The 19,351-nt window shown below is 55.5% G+C and carries 23 protein-coding genes and 1 pseudogene; 11 read left to right on the top strand and 13 right to left on the bottom strand.

Going from position 1 to position 19,351, the window contains the following annotated elements:
• The gene (locus EF096_RS01085; protein ID WP_123887752.1) at positions 1-651 is read right to left on the bottom strand and encodes a hypothetical protein; all 651 of its coding nucleotides are present in this window, start codon (positions 649-651) and stop codon (positions 1-3) included.
• A 173-nt stretch (positions 652-824) separates the two neighbouring features.
• Here EF096_RS01085 and EF096_RS01080 point away from each other — a divergent pair, with 173 nt between their 5' ends.
• Positions 825-1,379: an OmpA family protein gene (locus tag EF096_RS01080; protein WP_123887751.1), complete on the top strand. Its 555-nt coding sequence runs from the start codon at positions 825-827 to the stop codon at positions 1,377-1,379.
• Between the two features lie 236 nt (positions 1,380-1,615).
• Here EF096_RS01080 and EF096_RS01075 read toward each other — a convergent pair whose 3' ends face one another.
• The 7 genes from EF096_RS01075 to EF096_RS01045 form a co-directional block, all read right to left on the bottom strand.
• Positions 1,616-1,954, bottom strand: a complete 339-nt coding sequence (locus tag EF096_RS01075; protein WP_123887750.1) for a Na+/H+ antiporter subunit G — start codon at positions 1,952-1,954, stop codon at positions 1,616-1,618.
• A 9-nt stretch (positions 1,955-1,963) separates the two neighbouring features.
• Entirely contained in the window at positions 1,964-2,233 is a 270-nt protein-coding gene (locus EF096_RS01070) for a K+/H+ antiporter subunit F (protein WP_123887749.1), read from the bottom strand.
• Positions 2,218-2,724, bottom strand: coding sequence for a Na+/H+ antiporter subunit E (locus EF096_RS01065; RefSeq protein WP_123887748.1), 507 nt, complete (start codon positions 2,722-2,724; stop codon positions 2,218-2,220). Before EF096_RS01065 ends, EF096_RS01070 begins: the two co-directional genes overlap by 16 nt.
• Entirely contained in the window at positions 2,721-4,232 is a 1,512-nt protein-coding gene (locus tag EF096_RS01060) for a monovalent cation/H+ antiporter subunit D (RefSeq protein ID WP_123887747.1), read from the bottom strand. Before EF096_RS01060 ends, EF096_RS01065 begins: the two co-directional genes overlap by 4 nt.
• A complete protein-coding gene (locus EF096_RS01055; protein WP_123887746.1) occupies positions 4,232-4,558 on the bottom strand; it encodes a Na+/H+ antiporter subunit C in 327 nt (108 codons plus the stop codon). The genes EF096_RS01060 and EF096_RS01055 overlap by 1 nt, the downstream gene beginning before the upstream one ends.
• Positions 4,558-7,350 (bottom strand): monovalent cation/H+ antiporter subunit A, encoded by a 2,793-nt coding sequence (locus EF096_RS01050; protein WP_123887745.1) that lies wholly within the window; start codon positions 7,348-7,350, stop codon positions 4,558-4,560. Before EF096_RS01050 ends, EF096_RS01055 begins: the two co-directional genes overlap by 1 nt.
• Before the next feature lie 249 nt (positions 7,351-7,599).
• Positions 7,600-8,061 (bottom strand): outer membrane lipoprotein, encoded by a 462-nt coding sequence (locus tag EF096_RS01045; RefSeq protein ID WP_123887744.1) that lies wholly within the window; start codon positions 8,059-8,061, stop codon positions 7,600-7,602.
• Positions 8,062-8,399: 338 nt separating this feature from the next.
• Between EF096_RS01045 and EF096_RS01040 the strand changes: the two genes are divergently transcribed.
• Positions 8,400-8,678 carry a hypothetical protein gene (locus tag EF096_RS01040; RefSeq protein ID WP_123887743.1) on the top strand — a complete coding sequence of 93 codons (279 nt, stop codon included), beginning with the start codon at positions 8,400-8,402 and terminating at the stop codon, positions 8,676-8,678.
• A gap of 28 nt (positions 8,679-8,706) precedes the next feature.
• Here EF096_RS01040 and EF096_RS01035 read toward each other — a convergent pair whose 3' ends face one another.
• Positions 8,707-9,855: a 1-acyl-sn-glycerol-3-phosphate acyltransferase gene (locus tag EF096_RS01035; protein WP_123887742.1), complete on the bottom strand. Its 1,149-nt coding sequence runs from the start codon at positions 9,853-9,855 to the stop codon at positions 8,707-8,709.
• 115 nt (positions 9,856-9,970) lie between these two features.
• Here EF096_RS01035 and EF096_RS01030 point away from each other — a divergent pair, with 115 nt between their 5' ends.
• The 3 genes from EF096_RS01030 to EF096_RS01020 are packed head-to-tail and all read left to right on the top strand — an operon-like array spanning position 9,971 to position 11,075.
• Positions 9,971-10,165, top strand: coding sequence for a CPXCG motif-containing cysteine-rich protein (locus tag EF096_RS01030; protein WP_123887741.1), 195 nt, complete (start codon positions 9,971-9,973; stop codon positions 10,163-10,165).
• 2 nt (positions 10,166-10,167) lie between these two features.
• Complete coding sequence (locus tag EF096_RS01025; RefSeq protein WP_123887740.1) at positions 10,168-10,428, top strand: putative signal transducing protein; 261 nt, start codon at positions 10,168-10,170, stop codon at positions 10,426-10,428.
• Positions 10,425-11,075: an SOS response-associated peptidase gene (locus tag EF096_RS01020; protein ID WP_123887739.1), complete on the top strand. Its 651-nt coding sequence runs from the start codon at positions 10,425-10,427 to the stop codon at positions 11,073-11,075. The genes EF096_RS01025 and EF096_RS01020 overlap by 4 nt, the downstream gene beginning before the upstream one ends.
• Here the strand turns inward: EF096_RS01020 and EF096_RS20845 are convergent.
• On the bottom strand, positions 11,060-11,833 hold the full coding sequence (locus EF096_RS20845) for a methyl-accepting chemotaxis protein (protein WP_408003375.1): 774 nt from the start codon (positions 11,831-11,833) through the stop codon (positions 11,060-11,062). The genes EF096_RS01020 and EF096_RS20845 overlap by 16 nt on opposite strands.
• 84 nt (positions 11,834-11,917) lie before the next feature.
• A pseudogene (locus EF096_RS20840) lies at positions 11,918-12,073 on the bottom strand (HAMP domain-containing protein); the annotation flags it as partial.
• Between the two features lie 1,431 nt (positions 12,074-13,504).
• Here EF096_RS20840 and EF096_RS01010 point away from each other — a divergent pair.
• The 3 genes from EF096_RS01010 (at position 13,505) to EF096_RS01000 (ending at position 15,381) form a co-directional block, all read left to right on the top strand.
• Positions 13,505-13,636, top strand: a complete 132-nt coding sequence (locus tag EF096_RS01010) for an entericidin A/B family lipoprotein (RefSeq protein ID WP_123887737.1) — start codon at positions 13,505-13,507, stop codon at positions 13,634-13,636.
• Positions 13,637-13,695: 59 nt separating this feature from the next.
• A complete protein-coding gene (locus EF096_RS01005) occupies positions 13,696-14,502 on the top strand; it encodes a M48 family metallopeptidase (protein WP_158611216.1) in 807 nt (268 codons plus the stop codon).
• 219 nt (positions 14,503-14,721) lie between these two features.
• Positions 14,722-15,381 (top strand): 7-cyano-7-deazaguanine/7-aminomethyl-7-deazaguanine transporter, encoded by a 660-nt coding sequence (locus tag EF096_RS01000; RefSeq protein ID WP_123887736.1) that lies wholly within the window; start codon positions 14,722-14,724, stop codon positions 15,379-15,381.
• Between the two features lie 39 nt (positions 15,382-15,420).
• On the opposite strand, the gene chrA is transcribed toward EF096_RS01000, so the two are convergent.
• Positions 15,421-16,773 carry a chromate efflux transporter gene (chrA, locus tag EF096_RS00995; RefSeq protein ID WP_123887735.1) on the bottom strand — a complete coding sequence of 451 codons (1,353 nt, stop codon included), beginning with the start codon at positions 16,771-16,773 and terminating at the stop codon, positions 15,421-15,423.
• 399 nt (positions 16,774-17,172) lie between these two features.
• On the opposite strand from chrA, the gene EF096_RS00990 reads away from it, so the two are divergent.
• Both EF096_RS00990 and EF096_RS00985 read left to right on the top strand, forming a co-directional pair.
• Complete coding sequence (locus EF096_RS00990) at positions 17,173-17,694, top strand: hypothetical protein (RefSeq protein ID WP_123887734.1); 522 nt, start codon at positions 17,173-17,175, stop codon at positions 17,692-17,694.
• 56 nt (positions 17,695-17,750) lie between these two features.
• Positions 17,751-18,185 (top strand): GFA family protein, encoded by a 435-nt coding sequence (locus tag EF096_RS00985; protein ID WP_123887733.1) that lies wholly within the window; start codon positions 17,751-17,753, stop codon positions 18,183-18,185.
• A gap of 14 nt (positions 18,186-18,199) precedes the next feature.
• Here the strand turns inward: EF096_RS00985 and EF096_RS00980 are convergent, their stop codons facing one another.
• Positions 18,200-18,844, bottom strand: coding sequence for a DsbA family oxidoreductase (locus tag EF096_RS00980; protein WP_123887732.1), 645 nt, complete (start codon positions 18,842-18,844; stop codon positions 18,200-18,202).
• Between the two features lie 182 nt (positions 18,845-19,026).
• Between EF096_RS00980 and EF096_RS00975 the strand changes: the two genes are divergently transcribed.
• Positions 19,027-19,278, top strand: coding sequence for a DUF1272 domain-containing protein (locus EF096_RS00975; protein WP_123887731.1), 252 nt, complete (start codon positions 19,027-19,029; stop codon positions 19,276-19,278).
• Positions 19,279-19,351: the final 73 nt, after the last annotated feature.

Here is a 19,351-nt window from a genome sequence, read left to right as displayed (position 1 = left end):
TCAGGGAGCCGTCTGGCGCCCCTGATAGGCACAACCCTGATAGCGTTCACCATTAAGCAGCAAAGTGGCGCTCATATGAAAATAATCACCAGTAATCGCGTCCTGACAGGCTTGCGGATAAAGCCATAACTCAATACCAGCGTCCTCCAGCCCACGAGCGCTCAGCGAACCATCTGGCAACTGCTCGCTCACTACGGGCTGAGGCGAGTAAGATCGCTCGGCATCATTGCGCGTCAGACCATTCGCCGCAAGACTGACACGCCAGGCTGGCTTGCTTTGCACCGCGACCCACTGCGCCGCATCAGCACTGCGATCAGCACAACCCCGGCCGTGCGACTGCATGCGCAGCACCTCGTCAGACCGAACTCGCCCGGCGCTATCAACCCGCCCCAGCAAGTCGACAAAAATCGCTGTCTGTCCTGGTTGTGCTGATTGTGCGAACAGCTCATCGAGCCTATCGTTGGCACTTACCGCTTGTGCGTTGTCGCGGCCGCACTGGCGTAGTACAAACCCGCTTTCGCTCTGTTCAAGAAGGCCACTCAGGCGCTGCTGCCCCCCCGCCCAACGATCACTCAACAAGCTACAACCCGACGTCAACAACACCGCCGTGGCCAGCGTAATACGCGCGCTCTGACACAAGAAAGCACTCAATATGTGAACTCCTCAGCGTAAAATAGGTGATGCCGCCAAAATCATGACATACGGCAGATCACAAATGCGATTGGCAATGGTACTCTGTGCCCCATTCACCCGCATGCGATTCAGATTGGCGGGTTTGGTTCCCTGGTATCACTTTGTCGGAAAACACTGTTGGAAGCACAATAATGAAGATGATCTCTGCCGCCATACTGAGCACTGTCGCAATAACCCTTACTGCCTGCTCCACCAGCAAACCCGCCCCAGCACCTCAGCCCGAGGCGACCCCATGGGCCCAGGAGCATATGGCTGAGCTCACCGTCATTGCCTTGGAAGAGCATTACGAGATTCACAATACCGGTGAGCAGATTCGTCTGGTAATACCGGTCAAAAATAACTTCCATCCCAAGCGGACCTTGCTACTACCCTCAGGCCTGGTGCCTTTGTCACGTGTCGCCAAGGTTCTGCGCACAGCGACTGATAGCAATATTGCCGTTATTGGCTTCAGCGACGATGTCGGCGCAGACGACGTAAACGAGCAACTCAGCCTTGAGCGCGCCCAGGCTGTTGCCAGCGTACTGCAACTGGGCGGCGTTCGTCGTACCAACATGCAGCTGAAGAGTTTGGGCGAGGATCAACCCCGGGCAGATAACAGCACCCAGGAAGGTCGCGATCTGAACCGTCGGGTAGAAATCGAAATCACCCCCCGTGGCGGCTTCTCGAATCTGGCCCTTGCGCCTTGATATGAGCCCTTCTGGCCTGCAATAGCAGTACGTCGCTTTTGCAGGCCAGGTCTGCTGTAGTAAGTAGTAAAAAGCCTTTCACAACTTAGCAGCACCCAGGCATTGCGTACTCTTAACGTACGCCAAGCCCTGCGCTGCCAGTACTTTGCGCTCTAGCCAACCAGACCAGACAATCTCACGAGCCCGTTCAGGCGCTAAATACCGCCACAGATTGGCGTTGCTCTAAGGGCAGGAGCTCACTGATCCCAAGGCTCGCCGCGAGTTCGCGGTTCACGCCGCAGTTTTTCATGCATGGCGGCTTTAGCCAGCATATGTGCGCTGACCGGCGCAGTTAAAAACAGGAAAAAGGTAATCAAGAGCTCGTGTAGGCTAGGCTCGCCAGTCTGCTGCGAAAAATACAGCATGGAGCCAATAACCAGCGCCCCTACACCCAATGTGGTCGCCTTCGTCGGACCATGCAGACGCATAAAGAAGTCCGGCAGCTTGACCAACCCGATAGAGCCAATCAGCGCGAACAGGCTACCGGTTAGCAGCAAGGCTGCAATCAGCCACTCGACCCAGCTTGGTCCACTCATAATCTTTCCTTACTCAATAATATTGCCGCGCATCAGGTGCTTGGCAATCGCGACCGTGCTGATAAACCCCATGACGGCGATCAACAACGCGGCTTCAAAAAACAGGTTGGAGTCCAGATACAAACCAAACAGCATGATCAGCGCAATACCGTTGATATACAGGGTATCCATGGCCAGTATGCGGTCCGGCAGATCAGGCCCCTTGATCAGGCGAACAAAGGTCAGCAGCAAGGCAACACTCATGATGCCTAGGCAGAATAGAATTACGGCCTGGAGCATTCGAACACCTCCTTGATCGGTTGCTCATAGCGGCGTCGAATATGCTCAATCATCGCCTCCTCATCACCCACATCCAGCCCATGTATCAGCAGCGTCTTGCGATCTTCGCTGATGTCAGCCGAGACCGTGCCCGGTGTCAGCGAAATTGTGCTGGCCAGCACGCTGATAGAAAATTCGTGCTGCAAACTCAGTGGATACTCGACAAAAGCCGGGCGCAACTCGCGGCGCGGGCCGAGAATCAGTTTGGCTACCTGAAGGTTGGCCAGCACAATATCGGCAAACACGCGGCACACAAACAGCAGCAATCGATCGACCCGGCAGTTGCTTGGCGGGTTAGGCCAGAACACATTGGTCATCAAGGGAATGACCAGGGCGAGAAAGGCGCCCATTATCAGGCTACCTGCCGATACCGCATTCATCAGCAATTGCCAGCCAACCAACAGCGACAGACTCAGCCAGGGGTGCGGCAGGATGCGCTTGAAAAAGCTCATGGACTGGCCTCCGGAGTGATGGACATAACCGCATCAATGTAGTTTTGCGGCGCCAGCAGCTGATCTGCGGTAGCAGCCAGGTAGGCCAGTACCGGCTCGGCAAAGATCACCAGCGCCGGACTGGCCAGCAATAACAGCAGTACCGCCGTCATGCGCAGCGCATCGATCGGCTCAGCCGACGCAGCTGCCTCAGTTTGACGCCAGAACAGCGTGGTACCCGCGCGGCTCAAGGCAACAAGGCTCAAGAACCCGGCTCCCAGCACGACCGGATATAACCAGGCAGCCTGCTGCCCGGTGCCCACGGCACTAAGCAGCAACAGCTTACCGATAAAGCCGGACAACGGCGGCATACCGACAATCGACATCGCAGCCAAAAAGAACACGCCACCCAGCAGCATTGGGTACGGCAAGGCTGGTCCGGCAATCAGACGCGCAGCGTAGCGCGGCCCGCGGACACGTTGCAGCACGCCGGCGAACAAAAAGAAGGCCCCGGTAATCCAGGTCGAGTGCATCAAATAGAATAGCGTGGCCCGCAGGGCTTCAGGCGTGCCAATCGCCAGCCCCGCGAGCATGGTGCCAACCGAGAGCACCACCAGGTAAGCAATCAGTCCCGAGAGCGTGGCTGCAGCCAATGCGCCCAGTGCGCCAAGCAACAGCGTTACCAGCGCTAGTGGCCAAAGCCACTCATTAACCATAAATGCCAGGCTATCGGCCTGCTCACCGAAGATAAGCGTGTAAACCCGCAGGATCGAATACAGACCAACCTTGGTCATAATGGCGAATAGCGCACCGACCGGGGCACTGGCTGCCGAATAGGCACGCGGCAGCCAGAAATAGAGCGGGAACATCGCTGTTTTCAAACCGAAGACCACCAATAACAGCATGCCTGCGGCGCCCACCAGAGGCTGCTCCTCTGGCGATAGCTGGCTGACGCGAATCGCCAGATCAGCCATATTAAGCGTTCCTAGCACCCCATACAGGGTACCGACTGCAATCAGAAACAAAGCTGACCCAGTCAGATTCAAGAGCACATAGTGCAAGCCTGCGCGCACTCGCGCGGACCCCGCACCATGCAGCAAAAGCGCATAGGAGGCGATCAGCAGAATCTCGAAAAATACAAAAAGATTGAACAGGTCGCCAGTCAGAAAGGCGCCGGTAATCCCCATCAACTGAAACTGAAACAGCGGATGAAAATTGCGCCCTGCAGCGTCATCGCCGCGCAGTGAAAACAACAGCGCACAAAAGGCGAGCACAGCGGTTATGAACAGCATGAGCGCACTGAGGCGATCAACCACCAACACAATACCAAAGGGCGGTGCCCAGTTGCCCAAGGTGTAAACCAGCGTCCCCTCGCTGGCACGCAGGAGCAACATGATTGCCAACGGCAACTGCAGAAAGGTCGCCAGCAGACTGACGCCACGTTTAAAATTCATGCTACCACGCATTAGCAGCAGCACAGCGCCCACCACCATAGGCAACACAATGGGTAGGATCGGCAGATGAGTCATCAACGATCTCCCTTACCATCAACGTGATCACTGTCCAACTCACCCTGCGCTCGCAGGGATAGGACCAGCGCAAAGGCGGTCATAGCAAAACCGATCACAATAGCCGTCAGCACCAATGCCTGTGGCAGTGGGTCCGCATAGTCCACTCGCTCACCCAATACCGCAGGCACCGCTTCACCAATGCGGCCCATGGCAAACAGAAACAGGTTGACCGCATAGCTCAGCAGGGTCAGCCCTATCACCACCGGGAAGGTCCGTGCGCGCAGCATGAGGAACACCCCGCAACTGGTCAGCAGGCCAATTAGCAGTGCATACATCAGCTCCATCAGAAATCCCCCCTTCGCAACGGCATCTGTGACAACTTGCCCAGATTCGCGAGTATCAACAAAGTGGCACCCACTACGGTCAAGTAAACACCCAGATCAAACAGCATCGCAGTTGCCAGCTCGATGTCTCCTATCAACGGAATATGGAAGTGATCAAAGGCGCTGGTCAGGAAGGGATAGCCGAAGAACAGACTGCCAAAGCCGGTCGCTGCTGCAATCAACACACCGGCAGCAGCCAGATAATGGTAATTGACCGGCCAACGCTCTGATGTCCATTCCTCGCCACTGGCAACGTATTGCAGAATCAAGGCGACGGCGGTAATCAGGCCAGCGATAAAGCCACCACCCGGCAGGTTGTGGCCACGCAGGAATATAAATACCGATATCAGCAGCGCTAGTGGTAGCAAGACCCGCGACAGGTTCACCAGCATCAGTTGCTCGCCACGGGTTGCCCAAGGCTTACCCAAACTATCACCACCCGGCAGACGGAGACGCAGACCATCTATCAGCGCATAAATACCAATGGCTGCAATCGCCAGCACGGTAATCTCGCCCATAGTGTCAAAGCCACGGAAGTCGACCAGGATCACATTGACTACGTTGGTACCACCGCCGCCAGTCAAACTGTTCTGCAAGAAGAAACTGGCGATGCTGTCGTAGGGACGCGTCATGACGGCAAAGGCCAATGCCGCTACCAGCCCCCCACACATGAGTGCCAGCAACACATCTCTGCCACGCCGCAACGGGGAGGACTCGCGCGGTGAGCGCGCGGGCAAGAAGAACAGCGCCAACATCAACAACACTATGGTGACCACTTCAACCGATATTTGCGTGAGGGCCAGATCTGGCGCGGCAAAGCGAGCAAAGGCAAGCACCACACCAAGACCAACAACACTGAGCATCGTCAGCGATACCAGTCGCTTGCGGTGCCAGAAAACAGTGCACAACGCGGCAACAGACATGATCAAAGCCACCGCAAGGCTAGTACCGTCAATGGGTGTCATGGCTACGTTGCCTTGCAAGCTCGGCAGTCGGAACAGCCAATAGCCACTGACGATGAGTGCCGCACCCAGCAGGCAGGCCAGGTAGCGCTGCAGCGATCCATTTTCCAACAGCAGCGTGAACTGGCCAGCACCGCGCACAGCCGCCTGCACCATGCGTTCAAACACCAGCTTAGCGTCCAACTCGCGCTGGCGTGCATACCAGGCAAACAAAGGCGCGCGCGCCGCGTAGACAAGTACACCCACAACCAGAGCGACAAAACTCATCAGCAACGGCAGGTTAAAGCCGTGCCAGATCGCAAGACTATACTCCGGCAATTCACCGCCAACCGTTGCCTGTGCTGCGACCGAAAGCAGGCCTGCGACAGTAAGCCCTGGTGCCAGCCCGACCAGCAGACACATGGCCACCAGAATCTCTACCGGCACTTTCATATAACGCGGCGGCTCGTGCGGAGGGTACTTGGGCAAATTGACAGGTTTACCATTAAAGAACACATCGTGAATAAAGCGCAGCGAATAGGCGACGGAGAACACCCCACCCAAGGTCGCGCCCAGCGGAATCAGCCAGCTAAAGCTGCCGAGCATGTGCGTATCCAGCGTTTCGCTGAAGAACATCTCCTTGCTCAAAAAGCCATTGAGTAGTGGCACACCCGCCATTGCTGACGCAGCAACCATGGCCAGCGTCGCCGTGTGCGGCATAAACCGCAGCAGACCGTTGATGCGCCGCATGTCACGCGTACCCGTTTCATGGTCAATAATGCCTGCTGCCATGAATAGCGAAGCTTTGAAGGTAGCGTGGTTAATAATATGAAAAACGCCGGCTACCGCGGCCAAACGCGAGTCCAGACCAAACAACAGCGTGATTAGACCCAAATGGCTGATCGTCGAATAGGCCAGCAGCCCCTTGAGGTCGTGCTGAAACAACGCTGTACAGGCGCCGACCAGCAAAGTCGCCATGCCTGCACTGCTGACTAGATAAAACCATAGGTCGGTATCGGACAGCGCCGGATAGAGCCGGGCCAAGAGAAAAACACCCGCTTTGACCATGGTTGCGGAGTGGAGATAAGCCGAAACTGGCGTCGGCGCTGCCATCGCATGCGGCAGCCAAAAGTGAAAAGGAAACTGTGCCGACTTGGTAAACACGCCCAGCAGCACCAATACCAATATGACCGGATAAAGCGCGTGATCACGAAGCAGGTCACCAGAAGCAAATACATCAGTTAACTGATAACTACCCACCACCTGGCCGATCAGCAAGACCCCCGCCAGCAGGGCGAGCCCGCCTGCGCCCGTGACCGCCAACGCCATACGGGCGCCTTTGCGGGCGTCAGTCGAGTGCGACCAATAGCCAATGAGCAAGAAGGAAGAGAGGCTGGTCATCTCCCAGAAGAACATCATCAGCAGCAGGTTCTCTGACAGCACTACGCCCAACATGGCCGACATAAATAGCAGCAGGTAGGCAAAAAACCGGCCCATGGGGTCTTTTTTTGCCAGATAGTAACGCGCGTAAAGGATGACCAGGAGACCAATGCCTAAAATCATCAGCGCGAAAAGGAAGCTAAGCCCATCAAGCCGAAAGCTGATATGCAAACCCAGCACGTCAAGCCAACGCCATGTCTGCACTATGGTCTCGCCAGCGAATACTGCTGACGCCTGTTGCCACAGCAGGATCATACCCAGAACGGGGGCCAGCATGGTCATACTAGCGCACAGCGAGCGACCATGCTTATTGAACAATAGCGGCAGGAGGCTGCCGATCAGAGGAAGAATGACGATAAGCGCCAGGGTCATGCAGGACTTACTCCATCTATGGCCAAAAAGGCTATTACCGGTCTTGCCCACGCCTGACGCAGCAGACCCGTGCGGTCTAGTCTGAATGCACAGACTATCATGGCAGTGGCAGAGGCATCGCAATGCACCAGCAAAGGCCAATAGTATAAATGTCTGAACCTTTGCAGCGGGAATCGAATACAGCGCATTGCGTTACAAAATGCGTAGCCTGCCGGCACAAAGCCGGCAGGCCTGGGTAAGAAACCCGATTTACTTAACGACGCGCGACTCACCGTTAACTGTCATGACTCGTACCCGGTCACCCGCGGCAAAGCTAACGCCTTCCTGCACGGCCTGCACATAAGCCCGAGTCTGACCAGAATCCTCCGTGACCGTAATTTCGACGCCCTGAGTACGCGTAATACCCTCTTCCGCTGCGGCCCCGGCCATACCACCAGCCAATGCGCCTACAATGGAAGCGATCGCCCGACCACTACCGCCACCTACACCACTGCCAGCGACGCCACCGATGGCCGCACCGGCAATCGGCCCAATCGCTGTTTTTGTGCCTTCAATCTTCACTAAGCGTACAGACTCCACAGTCCCCATGCGCACAATCTGTGGCGCGCGGGCATCGTCCCTGCTGTAGGTATCTCCGGTCAACGAGGAAGCGCAACCACCCAGCGTCAAGATCGCGCCAAGCAGCAGGGTTGTCACCAGTTGTCTGTTCATATCAATAACCTCAAGTTGGGTGTAAATGATCACGCCCGCTGCAAAATGACGGGTTGCGCAGCTTGCAGCAAATCGGCCATTTCACGCTAGCGGCATCTATGACCATTGATCGGGAACGCTAGTGCCCTGGTCGAATTAAATCGCCAAATAACCTAAAATGGCGCTTCTTTATACACAGGTGGTATAGCAAACACTTATCACCATACCATCCCATTTGGGTATCGCCGTAACTCTCCATAACCATAAGAATAGACAGGCAAGGACTGTACGGAAAGCAAGAACCGCCATTACCGTCACCAAGCCGCAGGTTACCGATTCCGCTTTACGGAGGTTTCAGCATGTCTCCCTTACAGGCAGCATGGCTGTATTATCTTGCGCACCCCGCACTTACGATAAATAGCCTGGCGCTCTTCTTTTCCGCCAATGGCAGCTGGTTGTGGCTCGCTACCCAACTCCGTGGGGCGAGCCGCGCCAACCGTATGACTGCAACGCCACAGAATCTGGCTATCGACAGCGATGAAAATGCTTCGCGGCGCGCAGACCGCCTTTTCTACCGAGTTGGCGGCGCATCCCTTGCACTCGGACTGCTATTGAGTTTGATTAGCACCCAGCTCTAATAGGCTGCTCCGATCATCTGGCGCACGACTATTGATGCTCTAAGACTCGCAGGCGACTGTGGACCGGATTGGCATACTGCAACAGCCAGTAAGCACGTTGATCACTCGGGCAGGCAGCCAGTCTGGTCTTAAAACGTTGCTCTTCTGCGGCAACCTCAGTCGGAGTGAAGTCATTACGCCAGGCAGCCACTTGCGCGGGAATCTGGCCCTGCTGCTCTATCGCCAAATAATTGCTTGGCGATAGTCGGTAATTCGTCAGAATCTGTTTATCCACTGCTCGCGCTACTGCCTTGGCATCAGCGTAGTCGTCCTGCAGCGGCTCACCAAACGCAACATGCACACGCCCTTTGTAGCCCGTCAGCCCCATAGCGATAGATCTGTCGTCCTCGCCTGGCTCCTTGTGATACTCACCCAGCCGCGCCTTCTGCTCCAATTCACGAGCTTTCAACAGGTCACAAGGATCCCATTCGTAGGCAATGGACACGGGCACCAGATTCAGAGAGCGAATCAACGGACCAAATTCTTCTCCCTTGCGGCTCATACAAAACATTTTTATGATCGCCGGATCAGTCTCATCCAGCCCATCCTTCGCACGTCCTTCAGACTGCGCAATCCAGATTGATTCGCTTTCTGCCAGTGAATGACTGATATAAGCGGACATCATTTGATAAGCCTGCAACTTCTCTCGGCGCCCGGTCAGTGAACGGCGCACGATAAAACACTTGTTTAACCGCATCAGGTCGGCAACGAAGGGGCGCTGAAGTAAATTGTCACCAATGGCCAGCCGCGGAGTTGGATGGCCGGTATGGTAAAGGGCGTAGTTAACGAAGGCCGGGTCCATCACGATATCACGATGATTGGCCAGAAACAGGTAAGCCTGACCTTGGCGCAAATTGTCGAGGCCACTGTAGGTAACGTTGAGAGTGCTGCTTTCGATCACACGATCAAGGTAGGGCTCCAGCTTGTGCTGCAAGGTATCAACACACTGGATACCCCTTGCCTCGCGCCGCAGAGCAAACTGCACCGCGCGCCGCACCACACCCGGAAACCAGCGTGCCAGTAGCGGAAAACGATATGCAGCCAGCATCCGCATCAGCTCCTGGTCGCCCAATAGGCGCTCCATTACAGCAGGCACCTCAGCGTCGTTATACGGCCGAATAGCATCAAACTCGCCCATGTATTCCTCAATCTCATTTGCGTTGGCCGCGCATTATGCGATGTGCGCAGCGGTTTCGCCAAATTGACGATGGGGCTACACTGGCTGTCACATTTAAAACAGCGGAGCCATTACCTTGCAGGCCCTAGAAGAAGCCACCCTCGCCTGCCCGCATTGCGGCGAACCTATTGTGCTACTACTCGATATCGCCAGCGGCACTCAAAGCTATATAGAAGACTGTGAGGTCTGCTGCCAACCTATCCACGTTAGCTTGTGGATTGACCACGAGCAGGACGACTACCATGTCGATCTGCGCCGCGAACAGGATTAAGCATGCAGTGCGTTTACCGTCCACTGGATATGACCGAGGCCACGCTGCTGCAGAGTATGCTGGCTGATCACCACATCAGCTGCCATATCAGCGGCCAATACCTGCAAGGTGCGGTAGGGGACCTGCCAGCACAAGACCTGCTCGCTCTTTGGCTGACTGACGAGGATGCCCAGCGCGCCAGCCAACTGATCAATGACTACCTGGCTGCCAGTCCGTTTGAAGAGAACGTTAATAGCCTTTCATCAGACCCGGTAAACCAATGACTGGACGCCTTGCCCAGTTCACCCCTCCGCATGCAAGCACTCCGACCGACTGGAAGCCTGACTGGAATCTGCCCCCAGGTGGCCGTGTCTTGATCCTGCGTAAGCAGCAGGGCCGCTTGGAATGCGTGCCGGTGTTATGGAACCTCACGCCTGGATGGCTCAAGGATCTGAGCCGCGCCAGCTTCAACGCCAGGGCCGAGTTTCTGCACGAAAAGCCTATGTTCAAGCAAGCGTTTGCCAAACGGCGCTGCCTGATCCCGATCAACGGTTACTATCTCTGGAAAAATAACGGCTCGCGCAAGCACCCCTGGTATTTGCGTCGTCGCGAGGGTGGCTTGGCTTTGGCGGGCATTTGGGAGCGTTATCAACTGGATAAAGAGCACTACTGGGATAGCTGCGCACTGATAACGGTGCCATCCAAAGGACTGCCAGCCACGCTGGCTGAACGCATGCCGGTGGCACTCAACAGCGGCGAACAGTCAATATGGCTCGCAGAGGCAACGCCGGTCAGTGCACTACAACCCTTATTACTCAATGCTGACGCCCAGGTAGAAATGATCCACCCGGTTGCGAGCGCGGTCAGCAGCCCAGAAACCAAGGGGCCGCATTGCTGCAACCCCAGTGGCCCGATTCAGACCTTGAACTGATTGATCAGACGACGCTGATGCTCGGCCAGCTTGGTCAGTGACGCACTGGCCTCAGATGCTTCATCAGCCCCTTTGGCAACCGACTTGGCAACGGTATCGATGGTCATGACATTGCGATTGATGTCTTCAGCTACCGCGCTTTGCTCTTCAGCAGCGCTGGCGATCTGATTGTTCATATCGTTGATGACCGATACCGCTTGCGTGATTGAGGTCAGTGCAGCATCTGCCTCTTCGGCCTGCAGCACACTCTGGTCGGTCCGCGACCGGCTCTGCTCCATCACTTTTACCGTTTCCTTGGTGCCATTCTGCAACTGCTCGATCATGGTCTGAATTTCAGCCGTCGAGCTCTGCGTTTTCTGGGCCAGGTTACGCACCTCATCGGCAACCACCGCGAAGCCACGCCCTTGCTCACCGGCGCGAGCAGCCTCGATTGCAGCGTTCAGAGCCAATAGGTTGGTCTGCTCTGCAATACCGCGGATGGTGTCCAGAATACCGGTGATATTCTCACTATCACGCTCCAGCGAGCGCACGCTTTCAACAGCGCGCTGAATATCCTGAGAGAGCGCCATGATGGTGTCGGAGGTCGCCTTGACTACCTCGCGGCCGTGCGTCGCCGAGCCATCTGCGTTATGGGCCGCACTGGCTGCCTGCGACGCATTGCGCGCCACATCCTGCGCAGTAGCTGTCATCTCTGTAACAGCGGTAGCGACCAGATCGATTTCACTGAGCTGGCGTTGAACGCCATCATTGGTCCGCATGGCAATATCAGCGGTGTGCTCGGAGGCGTCAGTAACCTGCTGCACGGAGCCGACCACTTCGCGAATCATGCCTTGCAACTTGTCCAGGAAAGCATTGAAACCGCTGGCAATGGCGCCCAACTCATCCGCACGATCGACCTCAAGCCGCTTGGTCAAGTCGCCATCCCCCTTGGCAATATCATCCAGCATGGAGACCAGTCTGCGCGCAGGCTTGGCAAGACCATAAGCAACGAAGACCATAACGACCAGCCCAACCAGCGCAACCAGAAACCCGATCACCGCCAGCCATACTGCCGAGGCAACGCGCTGATCCTTTAGCTCTGCGTTGAGCGCGTCGAGATCAGCCATAACCGCTTCCAGTGGCAGCGTGATCAACAGGGACCAACGCGTATTGCTGTCACCAAAGGTGATCGGCATGATCAACTCGATATGCCCACCCTCCTCGTCGATATCGTAAATGGGCTCATCACCAAGGGATGCCATATTCGCCAGCTCGTGCTGATCGAGCACAGTATCGGCACGATCACCCGGACGAGCATCGGTACCCGTGTAAGCAACCAGACGCCCCTTGTCGCTGACCAGCGCCTGATCGCCCTGACCGTCGTACAGTTCACTGTCGCTCTCGGTCAACATATTCTGCAGAAAGTCCATGGCCAAATCGGCGCCGGCCGCGCCCTTGAACTCACCGTCGACGATGATGGGTACGGTGAACGATGACAGCAATACTTGCTTGCCACCCATTTCATAGGAGGCAGGATCAATCACGCAGGGTTTAAGCGTTTCCCTCGTGCACAAGTAATACTCGCCGGTGCGAACACCGCTATCAAGCAGCGTTGTACTCTCCATGTCACCCAGGGGTTCAAGCTCAAGCTCGCCACCCTCACCTCGAAACCAGACCGGCATATAACGGCCGCTACCGTCATAGCCATCGGTTTCTATCCCTCGGTAAAACTCATCCATTTCATCGAGCGAATTCGGCTCCCAACCGACATAGACATCCCACAGATCGGGATTCTCTGCCAAGGTCATACGGAGCACGCGCGTCATTTCTTCACGACCCATCATCAACGAAGGCATACCGTCAGGCTGTATCTCACCCAACATCGCGTTGAGATTGGCTACCTGCTGGGCAACCGCGATGGGATATTCCAGGCGGCGCTGAATACGTGATCGCTCGCCATTGGCAATGGATAGCAGACGATCCTTTACCAACCCCTCAAGCAGCTGTTCGCTGCGCCCCTGAACGTAGGCCTGACTGCGCTCGGATGAATAGACCGAGTACAGGGTCATGACCCCGACTGCGATGAACAGACAAGCTCCAGCAAGCACTGCGATGGATAGCTGAATGGACTTGAATTTCATTAATTACCTCGGCTTAACGGCAGAATAAGGGTGCCCTCTTGAGGGGCTTCTTATTATATCGGCGAACGACAAATAAACTTCAGTCCCGTGATGACATTAGCGCTTTAATACGGTCAAATTGCCTGAAACTGATAATAGTCAAAATACAACCGCGCGCTTCACCGTGATTAGGCATCGCCGTTCCCGCCTCAATTCACCTTAGCCCGGCCAGCCATCAGTTGCATAAATTATTCAAGTACTGCCTGCTGCTCTGCTAAATTAAAGATTCGGGTTCTTATTTGCATCCGATAATCCTGGAGATACAACGTAATGAAAAAGACGCTTGTGATCATAGCAACACTGTTCGGTCTAGCTGTTCTCTCTGGCTGCAATACGGTTGAGGGATTTGGCAAGGATGTGCAAAAGGTAGGCGACGGCATAGAAAACTCTGCTGATCGATAAGAACCAAAGCAGCGTGGCGGTCATTCGCCACGCCCAGTTCCTCCAAGGATTAAAGAACCATGCGATTGCGTTTTCTGCTGTGTGTAGGGGTTATAGCCGTAACAGGTTGCCAAAGCGTACAAACCACCCAAGGCGGTAATGTAGGGGTAAACCGAACCCAGTACATGATGAGCGGTCTGTCGAGTGAAGAAGTGAATGAGATGGCAGCCAAGTCATATGACGAGACCTTGGCGGAAGCCAAGAAGGCCGGGGTGTTGAACACTAATGCCGCGACCGTTCGTCGACTGCGCAAAATAGCCGACGACCTGACAGCAGAAGCCACTTACTTTCGTCCCGATGCGGCGCAATGGGACTGGGAGGTGAATCTGATCAAGGATGACATGCTTAATGCCAGCTGTGCACCCGGCGGCAAGATCCTGTTCTACTCGGGCATTATCGACCAGCTCAATCTAACCGATGACGAAATCGCCCAAATCATGGGCCACGAGATTGCTCACGCCCTGCGCGAGCATGGCCGCGAGGCTATGTCACGTGCCTACGCCACACAAATGGGCACGCAGCTGGCAGGTGCGTTGCTCGGCTTGGGTTCTGGCAGCCAACAAGCCGCTCAGATGGCGGTTCAATATGGCCTGACATTACCCAATAGCCGCAGCAATGAGAGCGAAGCTGACCTAATCGGTCTTGAACTGGCAGCGCGCGCAGGCTACAACCCGGATGCAGCGGTTAGCCTGTGGCAGAAAATGTCAGCTGCTTCGCAGGGTGCGCCGCCCGCATTCATGAGCACTCACCCCTCCTCTGCTGGCCGTATAGAAGCACTGCGCGCCGCTGCGCCAAGCGTCGAGCCTCTGTACCGGGCCAATAAGTAAAGGCTGTCGCCGGGCTCCCAAGGGCGCCCGGCCTTCTGACGCCTAAATACGATTTCGTAAGACGCCGTTCATCTGTTGTCAGGGAAAATTCTGGCTGTCTATTGAGAAATCATTAGAATATGCGCCGCTCAAGGTCATTCCGACCAGCATGGGTTCCCTAACCCCATTTACAAACAACGGCGGAGGCAGCGGCTTCCGAACCCGTAAAAAGGATACAAGATGACGACCCTCCCCTCCGCGCGCCGGCGGCAAGCCTTGGCGTTGCTGATCGCTTTCCATATTGCCATTATTATTGCCAGCAATTATCTGGTGCAGTTGCCCATCACCCTATTCGGCTACCACACAACCTGGGGTGCCTTTAGCTTTCCCTTTATCTTTCTCGCCACCGATTTAACCGTGCGCCTGCTGGGTAAAAGCGCTGCGCGCAAGGTGATAGCCCGCGTCATGCTGCCCGCACTGGTGGTTTCTTACGCCATATCGGTGTTATTTCAGGAAGGCAGTTATCGCGGCGTTGAGTCACTGCTCTCGTTTAATGATTTCGTGCTGCGCATATCGCTGGCCAGCTTTGTCGCTTACGTGATCGGCCAATTGCTGGATATCCAGGTATTCGACCGACTGCGCCAATCCAAACGCTGGTGGATTGCGCCCAGTCTATCGACGGTACTGGGCAACCTGGCTGACACCTTCGCGTTCTTCTCGGTCGCCTTCTGGCGCAGCAGCAACGAGTTTATGGCTACCCACTGGGTCGAGATTGCGACCATCGATTACGCCATCAAGCTCGGCATCAGCCTGCTACTGTTTTTGCCACTATATGGCGTTTTGCTCAAAGCGTTAATGCGCCGCTTTACCGGGCCAGCCACTATTACAGCATCCCGATAGACGCCGCCCAAGTAGGACGCCGCGTTCAGCAGAGCGCGGCTACCAGAGGCTAATCAACAGCCCCATTAGCGCGCAACAAGCCAACGTCTTCAATACCGACCACTTTGCAGCAAACAACAGCAGGATTGCCACGCCCGCAATCACCAGAGAGCCAACATCAAGGCCACTAGTGAATCCCTCTGGCCAAAATACGTGCCAGGCAAAAAACAAGGCAAGATTAACGATAACACCCACAACTGCCGCCGTTACGCCGGTCAACGGGGCCGTGAATGACAGCTTGTTGTGAGTCGACTCAACCAACGGCCCGCCGCCAAGGATGAACAGGAACGACGGCAAAAAGGTGAACCAGGTGACCAATATGGCTGCTGTGACGCCCGCCAGAAAAGCTTGTTCCTGACCAAACACCTGCAACACATAGCCACCAACAAAAGCCACGAAGGTCACCACCATAATAAGCGGCCCGGGCGTGCTTTCACCCAGTGCCAACCCATCAATCATTTGCGCCGGCGTGACCCAGCCATGCTGTTCAACTGCGCCCTGAAAAACGTAGGGCAGCACAGCGTATGCGCCACCGAAGGTCAACAGCGCCGTCTTGGTGAAAAACCAGCCCATCTGCGTCAGCTCACCACCCCAGCCATAGCAGGCGATCAATAGTGCCATCGGCAGCAACCAGAGCAGCGCACCAACTACCAGCAAGCACAACAGTGAGGACCACTTGAACCGTGCATGTTCGGGCGTTGGCGTCGCGTCATCAATTAGCGCCGGCCTGTGATCCAGCGGTTGCACTGGCATTGCCCCACCCGGCTGAAAGAGCTCGGGCCGCAGCCGTCCGCCGAGATATCCGACCACACCTGCTCCCAGGACAATTAGTGGAAACGGCAGCCGCAACACAAAAATCGCCACAAAGGCGCTCAGCGCAATCGCCCACAACCAGTGGTTCTTCAGTACGCGCCCACCAATGCGCCAGGCCGCCTGAAACACCACCACGGTAATCGCCGGTTTAATGCCGTAAAACACCCCCGCCACCCAGGGCAAATCGCCATAAGCGATATACACCCAGGCCAGCAGAATCAGCAGGACCAGCGAAGGCAAGATAAACAACAAACCGGCCACAACACCGCCCCAGGTACGGTGAAGCAACCACCCCAGATAAGTAGCAAGCTGCTGCGCCTCCGGGCCAGGCAGCATCATGCAGTAATTGAGCGCATGCAGAAAACGCCGCTCGGAAATCCAGCGGCGCTTATCAACCAGCTCTTCATGCATGAGCGCAATTTGTCCAGCCGGGCCACCGAAACTGATGAAGCCCAGTTTCAACCAGAACAGCATGGCTTGATAGAAAGGCGCAGCGGGTGCTGCAGCGGCTGGTGCGGCCAATGCCTGCTTGTCAGTCATCTTCTCTGGCACTGCTGTTGGGCGCTTATCATAAGGATATATTCAAACGGGTTAACTCAATACCTGAGTATGACAAGCGAAGGTTGCAACATCATTGCAATATTAAAAACCCTATTTTGGGCTAGGCGAAACGCCTGACCGCAGGCATTATTCTGCTAACGCAGGCACTGCCTCGCGGCCCTTCCTTGCGGCATGGATGCCCCGACACGTTGCCTTCCTGCTATCTACTGACCCGGCCTGTTGCCGGCATTCGCGCGCACCGATTGCAGAACCACAATGGTGATTCTGCTGCGAGCATGAAGTGTAGGCGTGCGAATAACTGTTCTCGATAGCGTCCGGTCATTACAAAAGCATAACAAGATCAAAGCCTCAGACAGCCAATCAACAAGGATAAAAACGATGGCAAGTTGTGCATACTGCAAAAAAACCATTCTGCTGGGCGGGGTCCACCAAGAGGGCTTTCGCTTCTGCAACAAGGACTGCTTAGCGCAAGGCCAGGTAGTGATGCTGGCGGCGAGTATGCCGGAAGCAGATCGCGTACGTGCAGCTCAGACCCTGTTTCGCGGACCTTGCCCCCAATGCGATAAACGCGGCGGTATTGATCTTTACAAGTCCCACTACGTCATGTCGTTCGTACTGTTTACCCGGCATGGCAGTCATACCCTCCTATGCTGCCGCACCTGTGCACTAAAAAAACAGGGAAGCGATTTCGGATTGTCGTTACTGGCTGGCTGGTGGGGTATACCTTTTGGACTGATTTTCACGCCGCTGGCGTTGCTGCGTAACGGCTACGCCATGCTATTCCCGCCCAACAGAGTTGAACCCTCGGCCGCATTCCAACAGGAAGTAGTGCTGCGTCTGGCTGCAAGTGAAGCGGAGCGGCGACTTACTGCACAAGATAATCCTATCGCCAAGGCCTAGAAAGCCAGCTGGAGAAAATTGATCAATTAGCCCACATCATGGAAAAGGAGCAGGCTATGAGCGCAATACATGGCAAGTGCCTCTGCGAAGCAGTGCAATATCGCATAACGGGGTCGCTGGGCCCTATTTTCAACTGCCATTGCAGCAAGTGCCGACGTTGGCATGGCGCCGCCTTCCGCACCCGAGCGTCCATCCATATCGATCAGTTCCAATGGCTCAGCGGTGAAAATCAACTGTCGCGCTTCGACTCGTCGGACAACGTCACCCGCTACTTTTGCCGTACCTGCGGCTCACCTCTGATTAGTACATATCGTGACCGCCCGCAGGTTCTGGGCATTCCATTGGGCGCCCTGGAAGGCTTGACCGATGCGCAGCCACAGGCACATATCTTTACCGACAATAAAGCGAGCTGGCACCAGATTACTGATGACTTGCCTCAGTACCCCGGCTGGCCGGGTAATGAAGCAGCGGTCAGAAAAACAGCCGATTAGGCCGGGGGGCCCGCCTATTTCTGCTGCGCAATCTCGCGCAAGGCCTCAACCAGATAGGCTGGCTCCTGCGCGCCGGAAATCAGGTACTGATTGTTCACGATAAAAGCAGGTACTGACGAGACACCCGCCTGCTGATAACGCGCTTCGTCACTGCGTACAGCATCAGCAAAGGCGTCGGAGTCCAAAACCTGCTGCGCAGCCTCGGTATCCAATCCAATGGATTCCACGCAGCGCAGCAACACTTCGGTATCTTCTACATTTTCTGCATGGCCAAAATAGGCATCAAACAGCGCCTGCTTCATCGCGGTCTGCTTGCCCTGCTCTGCCGCCCATTTGACCAATCGATGGCCATTGAACGTATTGGCGGTATAGCGCTCCTGCATTTTGCTGAAATTCAAACCCAGCCCCGTGGCAACCTCTATCATATTGGCCTGAGCCGCTTCCATTTCTGCTTCGCTACGGCCATATTTACGGCTCAAAGCCTGCAGAATGGGTTGCGGTTTGCTCTCAGGATTGGGGTTCAACTCAAAGGCGTGCCATTCAATATCCAGCTCCAGCTCACCGGCAAGAGTAGCCATGGCTTGTTCCAGGCGAGCATAACCGATAGCACACCAGGGGCAGGCGATATCAGATACGATATCAACATGTAAATTAGTCATGAACTGTCTCACTCCGAGTCATTGTTAATGGCCATAGCGTACACGCCCCAGTGGCGGCTTTCACCTTTAACCAGGCTTGATACGTGCGTGCGAATGCCTGAACGAAAAGTCTGGTGAATACAAACGCGTTACACAGCTAGACTGCTGTCTACTGCACTGAGTTCATCTGAACGGTATTTGCCATGCTGGAACTACGCCCTAGCTGCGAGTGTTGCAACAAGGATCTGCCGCCCAGTGCGACAGATGCACTTATCTGCTCCTTTGAATGCACTTTTTGCCGCGAATGCGCCAAACACCGGTTGCGATGGCTCTGTCCCAATTGTGGCGGCGGTCTTGTCGCACGCCCGACCCGTCCTGCAGCACTGCTAGCGGCAAACCCAGCCGCAACTACCCGAATCGTTAGAGACCAAAAGCCCTGTGGCAACGTATCGTGAATACCGCTCATAACCACGATTTTAGACTTTAGTCACAGAGCCATCGTTTTAATTCTCGTAGCCCGCTACCCTT

This window comes from Pseudomonas neustonica, assembly GCF_003797945.1.
GTDB classification, from domain to species: domain Bacteria; phylum Pseudomonadota; class Gammaproteobacteria; order Pseudomonadales; family Pseudomonadaceae; genus Halopseudomonas; species Halopseudomonas neustonica.
This window is presented reverse-complemented; position numbering and strand designations above follow the sequence as displayed.

What these genes read in the sequence shown, in the direction of transcription:
- EF096_RS20845 (WP_408003375.1), bottom strand. Translation starts at nt 11,833, where the DNA reads ATGCGGACCAATGATGGCGTTCAACGCCAGCTCAGTGAAATCGATCTG.
- EF096_RS00985 (WP_123887733.1), top strand. Translation starts at nt 17,751, where the DNA reads ATGAGCGCAATACATGGCAAGTGCCTCTGCGAAGCAGTGCAATATCGC.
- EF096_RS00990 (WP_123887734.1), top strand. Translation starts at nt 17,173, where the DNA reads ATGGCAAGTTGTGCATACTGCAAAAAAACCATTCTGCTGGGCGGGGTC.
- EF096_RS01070 (WP_123887749.1), bottom strand. Translation starts at nt 2,233, where the DNA reads ATGCTCCAGGCCGTAATTCTATTCTGCCTAGGCATCATGAGTGTTGCC.
- EF096_RS01020 (WP_123887739.1), top strand. Translation starts at nt 10,425, where the DNA reads ATGACTGGACGCCTTGCCCAGTTCACCCCTCCGCATGCAAGCACTCCG.
- EF096_RS01045 (WP_123887744.1), bottom strand. Translation starts at nt 8,061, where the DNA reads ATGAACAGACAACTGGTGACAACCCTGCTGCTTGGCGCGATCTTGACG.
- EF096_RS01010 (WP_123887737.1), top strand. Translation starts at nt 13,505, where the DNA reads ATGAAAAAGACGCTTGTGATCATAGCAACACTGTTCGGTCTAGCTGTT.
- EF096_RS01060 (WP_123887747.1), bottom strand. Translation starts at nt 4,232, where the DNA reads ATGACTCATCTGCCGATCCTACCCATTGTGTTGCCTATGGTGGTGGGC.
- EF096_RS00975 (WP_123887731.1), top strand. Translation starts at nt 19,027, where the DNA reads ATGCTGGAACTACGCCCTAGCTGCGAGTGTTGCAACAAGGATCTGCCG.
- EF096_RS01080 (WP_123887751.1), top strand. Translation starts at nt 825, where the DNA reads ATGAAGATGATCTCTGCCGCCATACTGAGCACTGTCGCAATAACCCTT.
- EF096_RS01035 (WP_123887742.1), bottom strand. Translation starts at nt 9,855, where the DNA reads ATGGGCGAGTTTGATGCTATTCGGCCGTATAACGACGCTGAGGTGCCT.
- EF096_RS01055 (WP_123887746.1), bottom strand. Translation starts at nt 4,558, where the DNA reads ATGGAGCTGATGTATGCACTGCTAATTGGCCTGCTGACCAGTTGCGGG.
- EF096_RS01050 (WP_123887745.1), bottom strand. Translation starts at nt 7,350, where the DNA reads ATGACCCTGGCGCTTATCGTCATTCTTCCTCTGATCGGCAGCCTCCTG.
- EF096_RS01025 (WP_123887740.1), top strand. Translation starts at nt 10,168, where the DNA reads ATGCAGTGCGTTTACCGTCCACTGGATATGACCGAGGCCACGCTGCTG.
- EF096_RS01040 (WP_123887743.1), top strand. Translation starts at nt 8,400, where the DNA reads ATGTCTCCCTTACAGGCAGCATGGCTGTATTATCTTGCGCACCCCGCA.
- chrA (WP_123887735.1), bottom strand. Translation starts at nt 16,773, where the DNA reads ATGACTGACAAGCAGGCATTGGCCGCACCAGCCGCTGCAGCACCCGCT.
- EF096_RS01065 (WP_123887748.1), bottom strand. Translation starts at nt 2,724, where the DNA reads ATGAGCTTTTTCAAGCGCATCCTGCCGCACCCCTGGCTGAGTCTGTCG.
- EF096_RS00980 (WP_123887732.1), bottom strand. Translation starts at nt 18,844, where the DNA reads ATGACTAATTTACATGTTGATATCGTATCTGATATCGCCTGCCCCTGG.
- EF096_RS01005 (WP_158611216.1), top strand. Translation starts at nt 13,696, where the DNA reads ATGCGATTGCGTTTTCTGCTGTGTGTAGGGGTTATAGCCGTAACAGGT.
- EF096_RS01075 (WP_123887750.1), bottom strand. Translation starts at nt 1,954, where the DNA reads ATGAGTGGACCAAGCTGGGTCGAGTGGCTGATTGCAGCCTTGCTGCTA.
- EF096_RS01000 (WP_123887736.1), top strand. Translation starts at nt 14,722, where the DNA reads ATGACGACCCTCCCCTCCGCGCGCCGGCGGCAAGCCTTGGCGTTGCTG.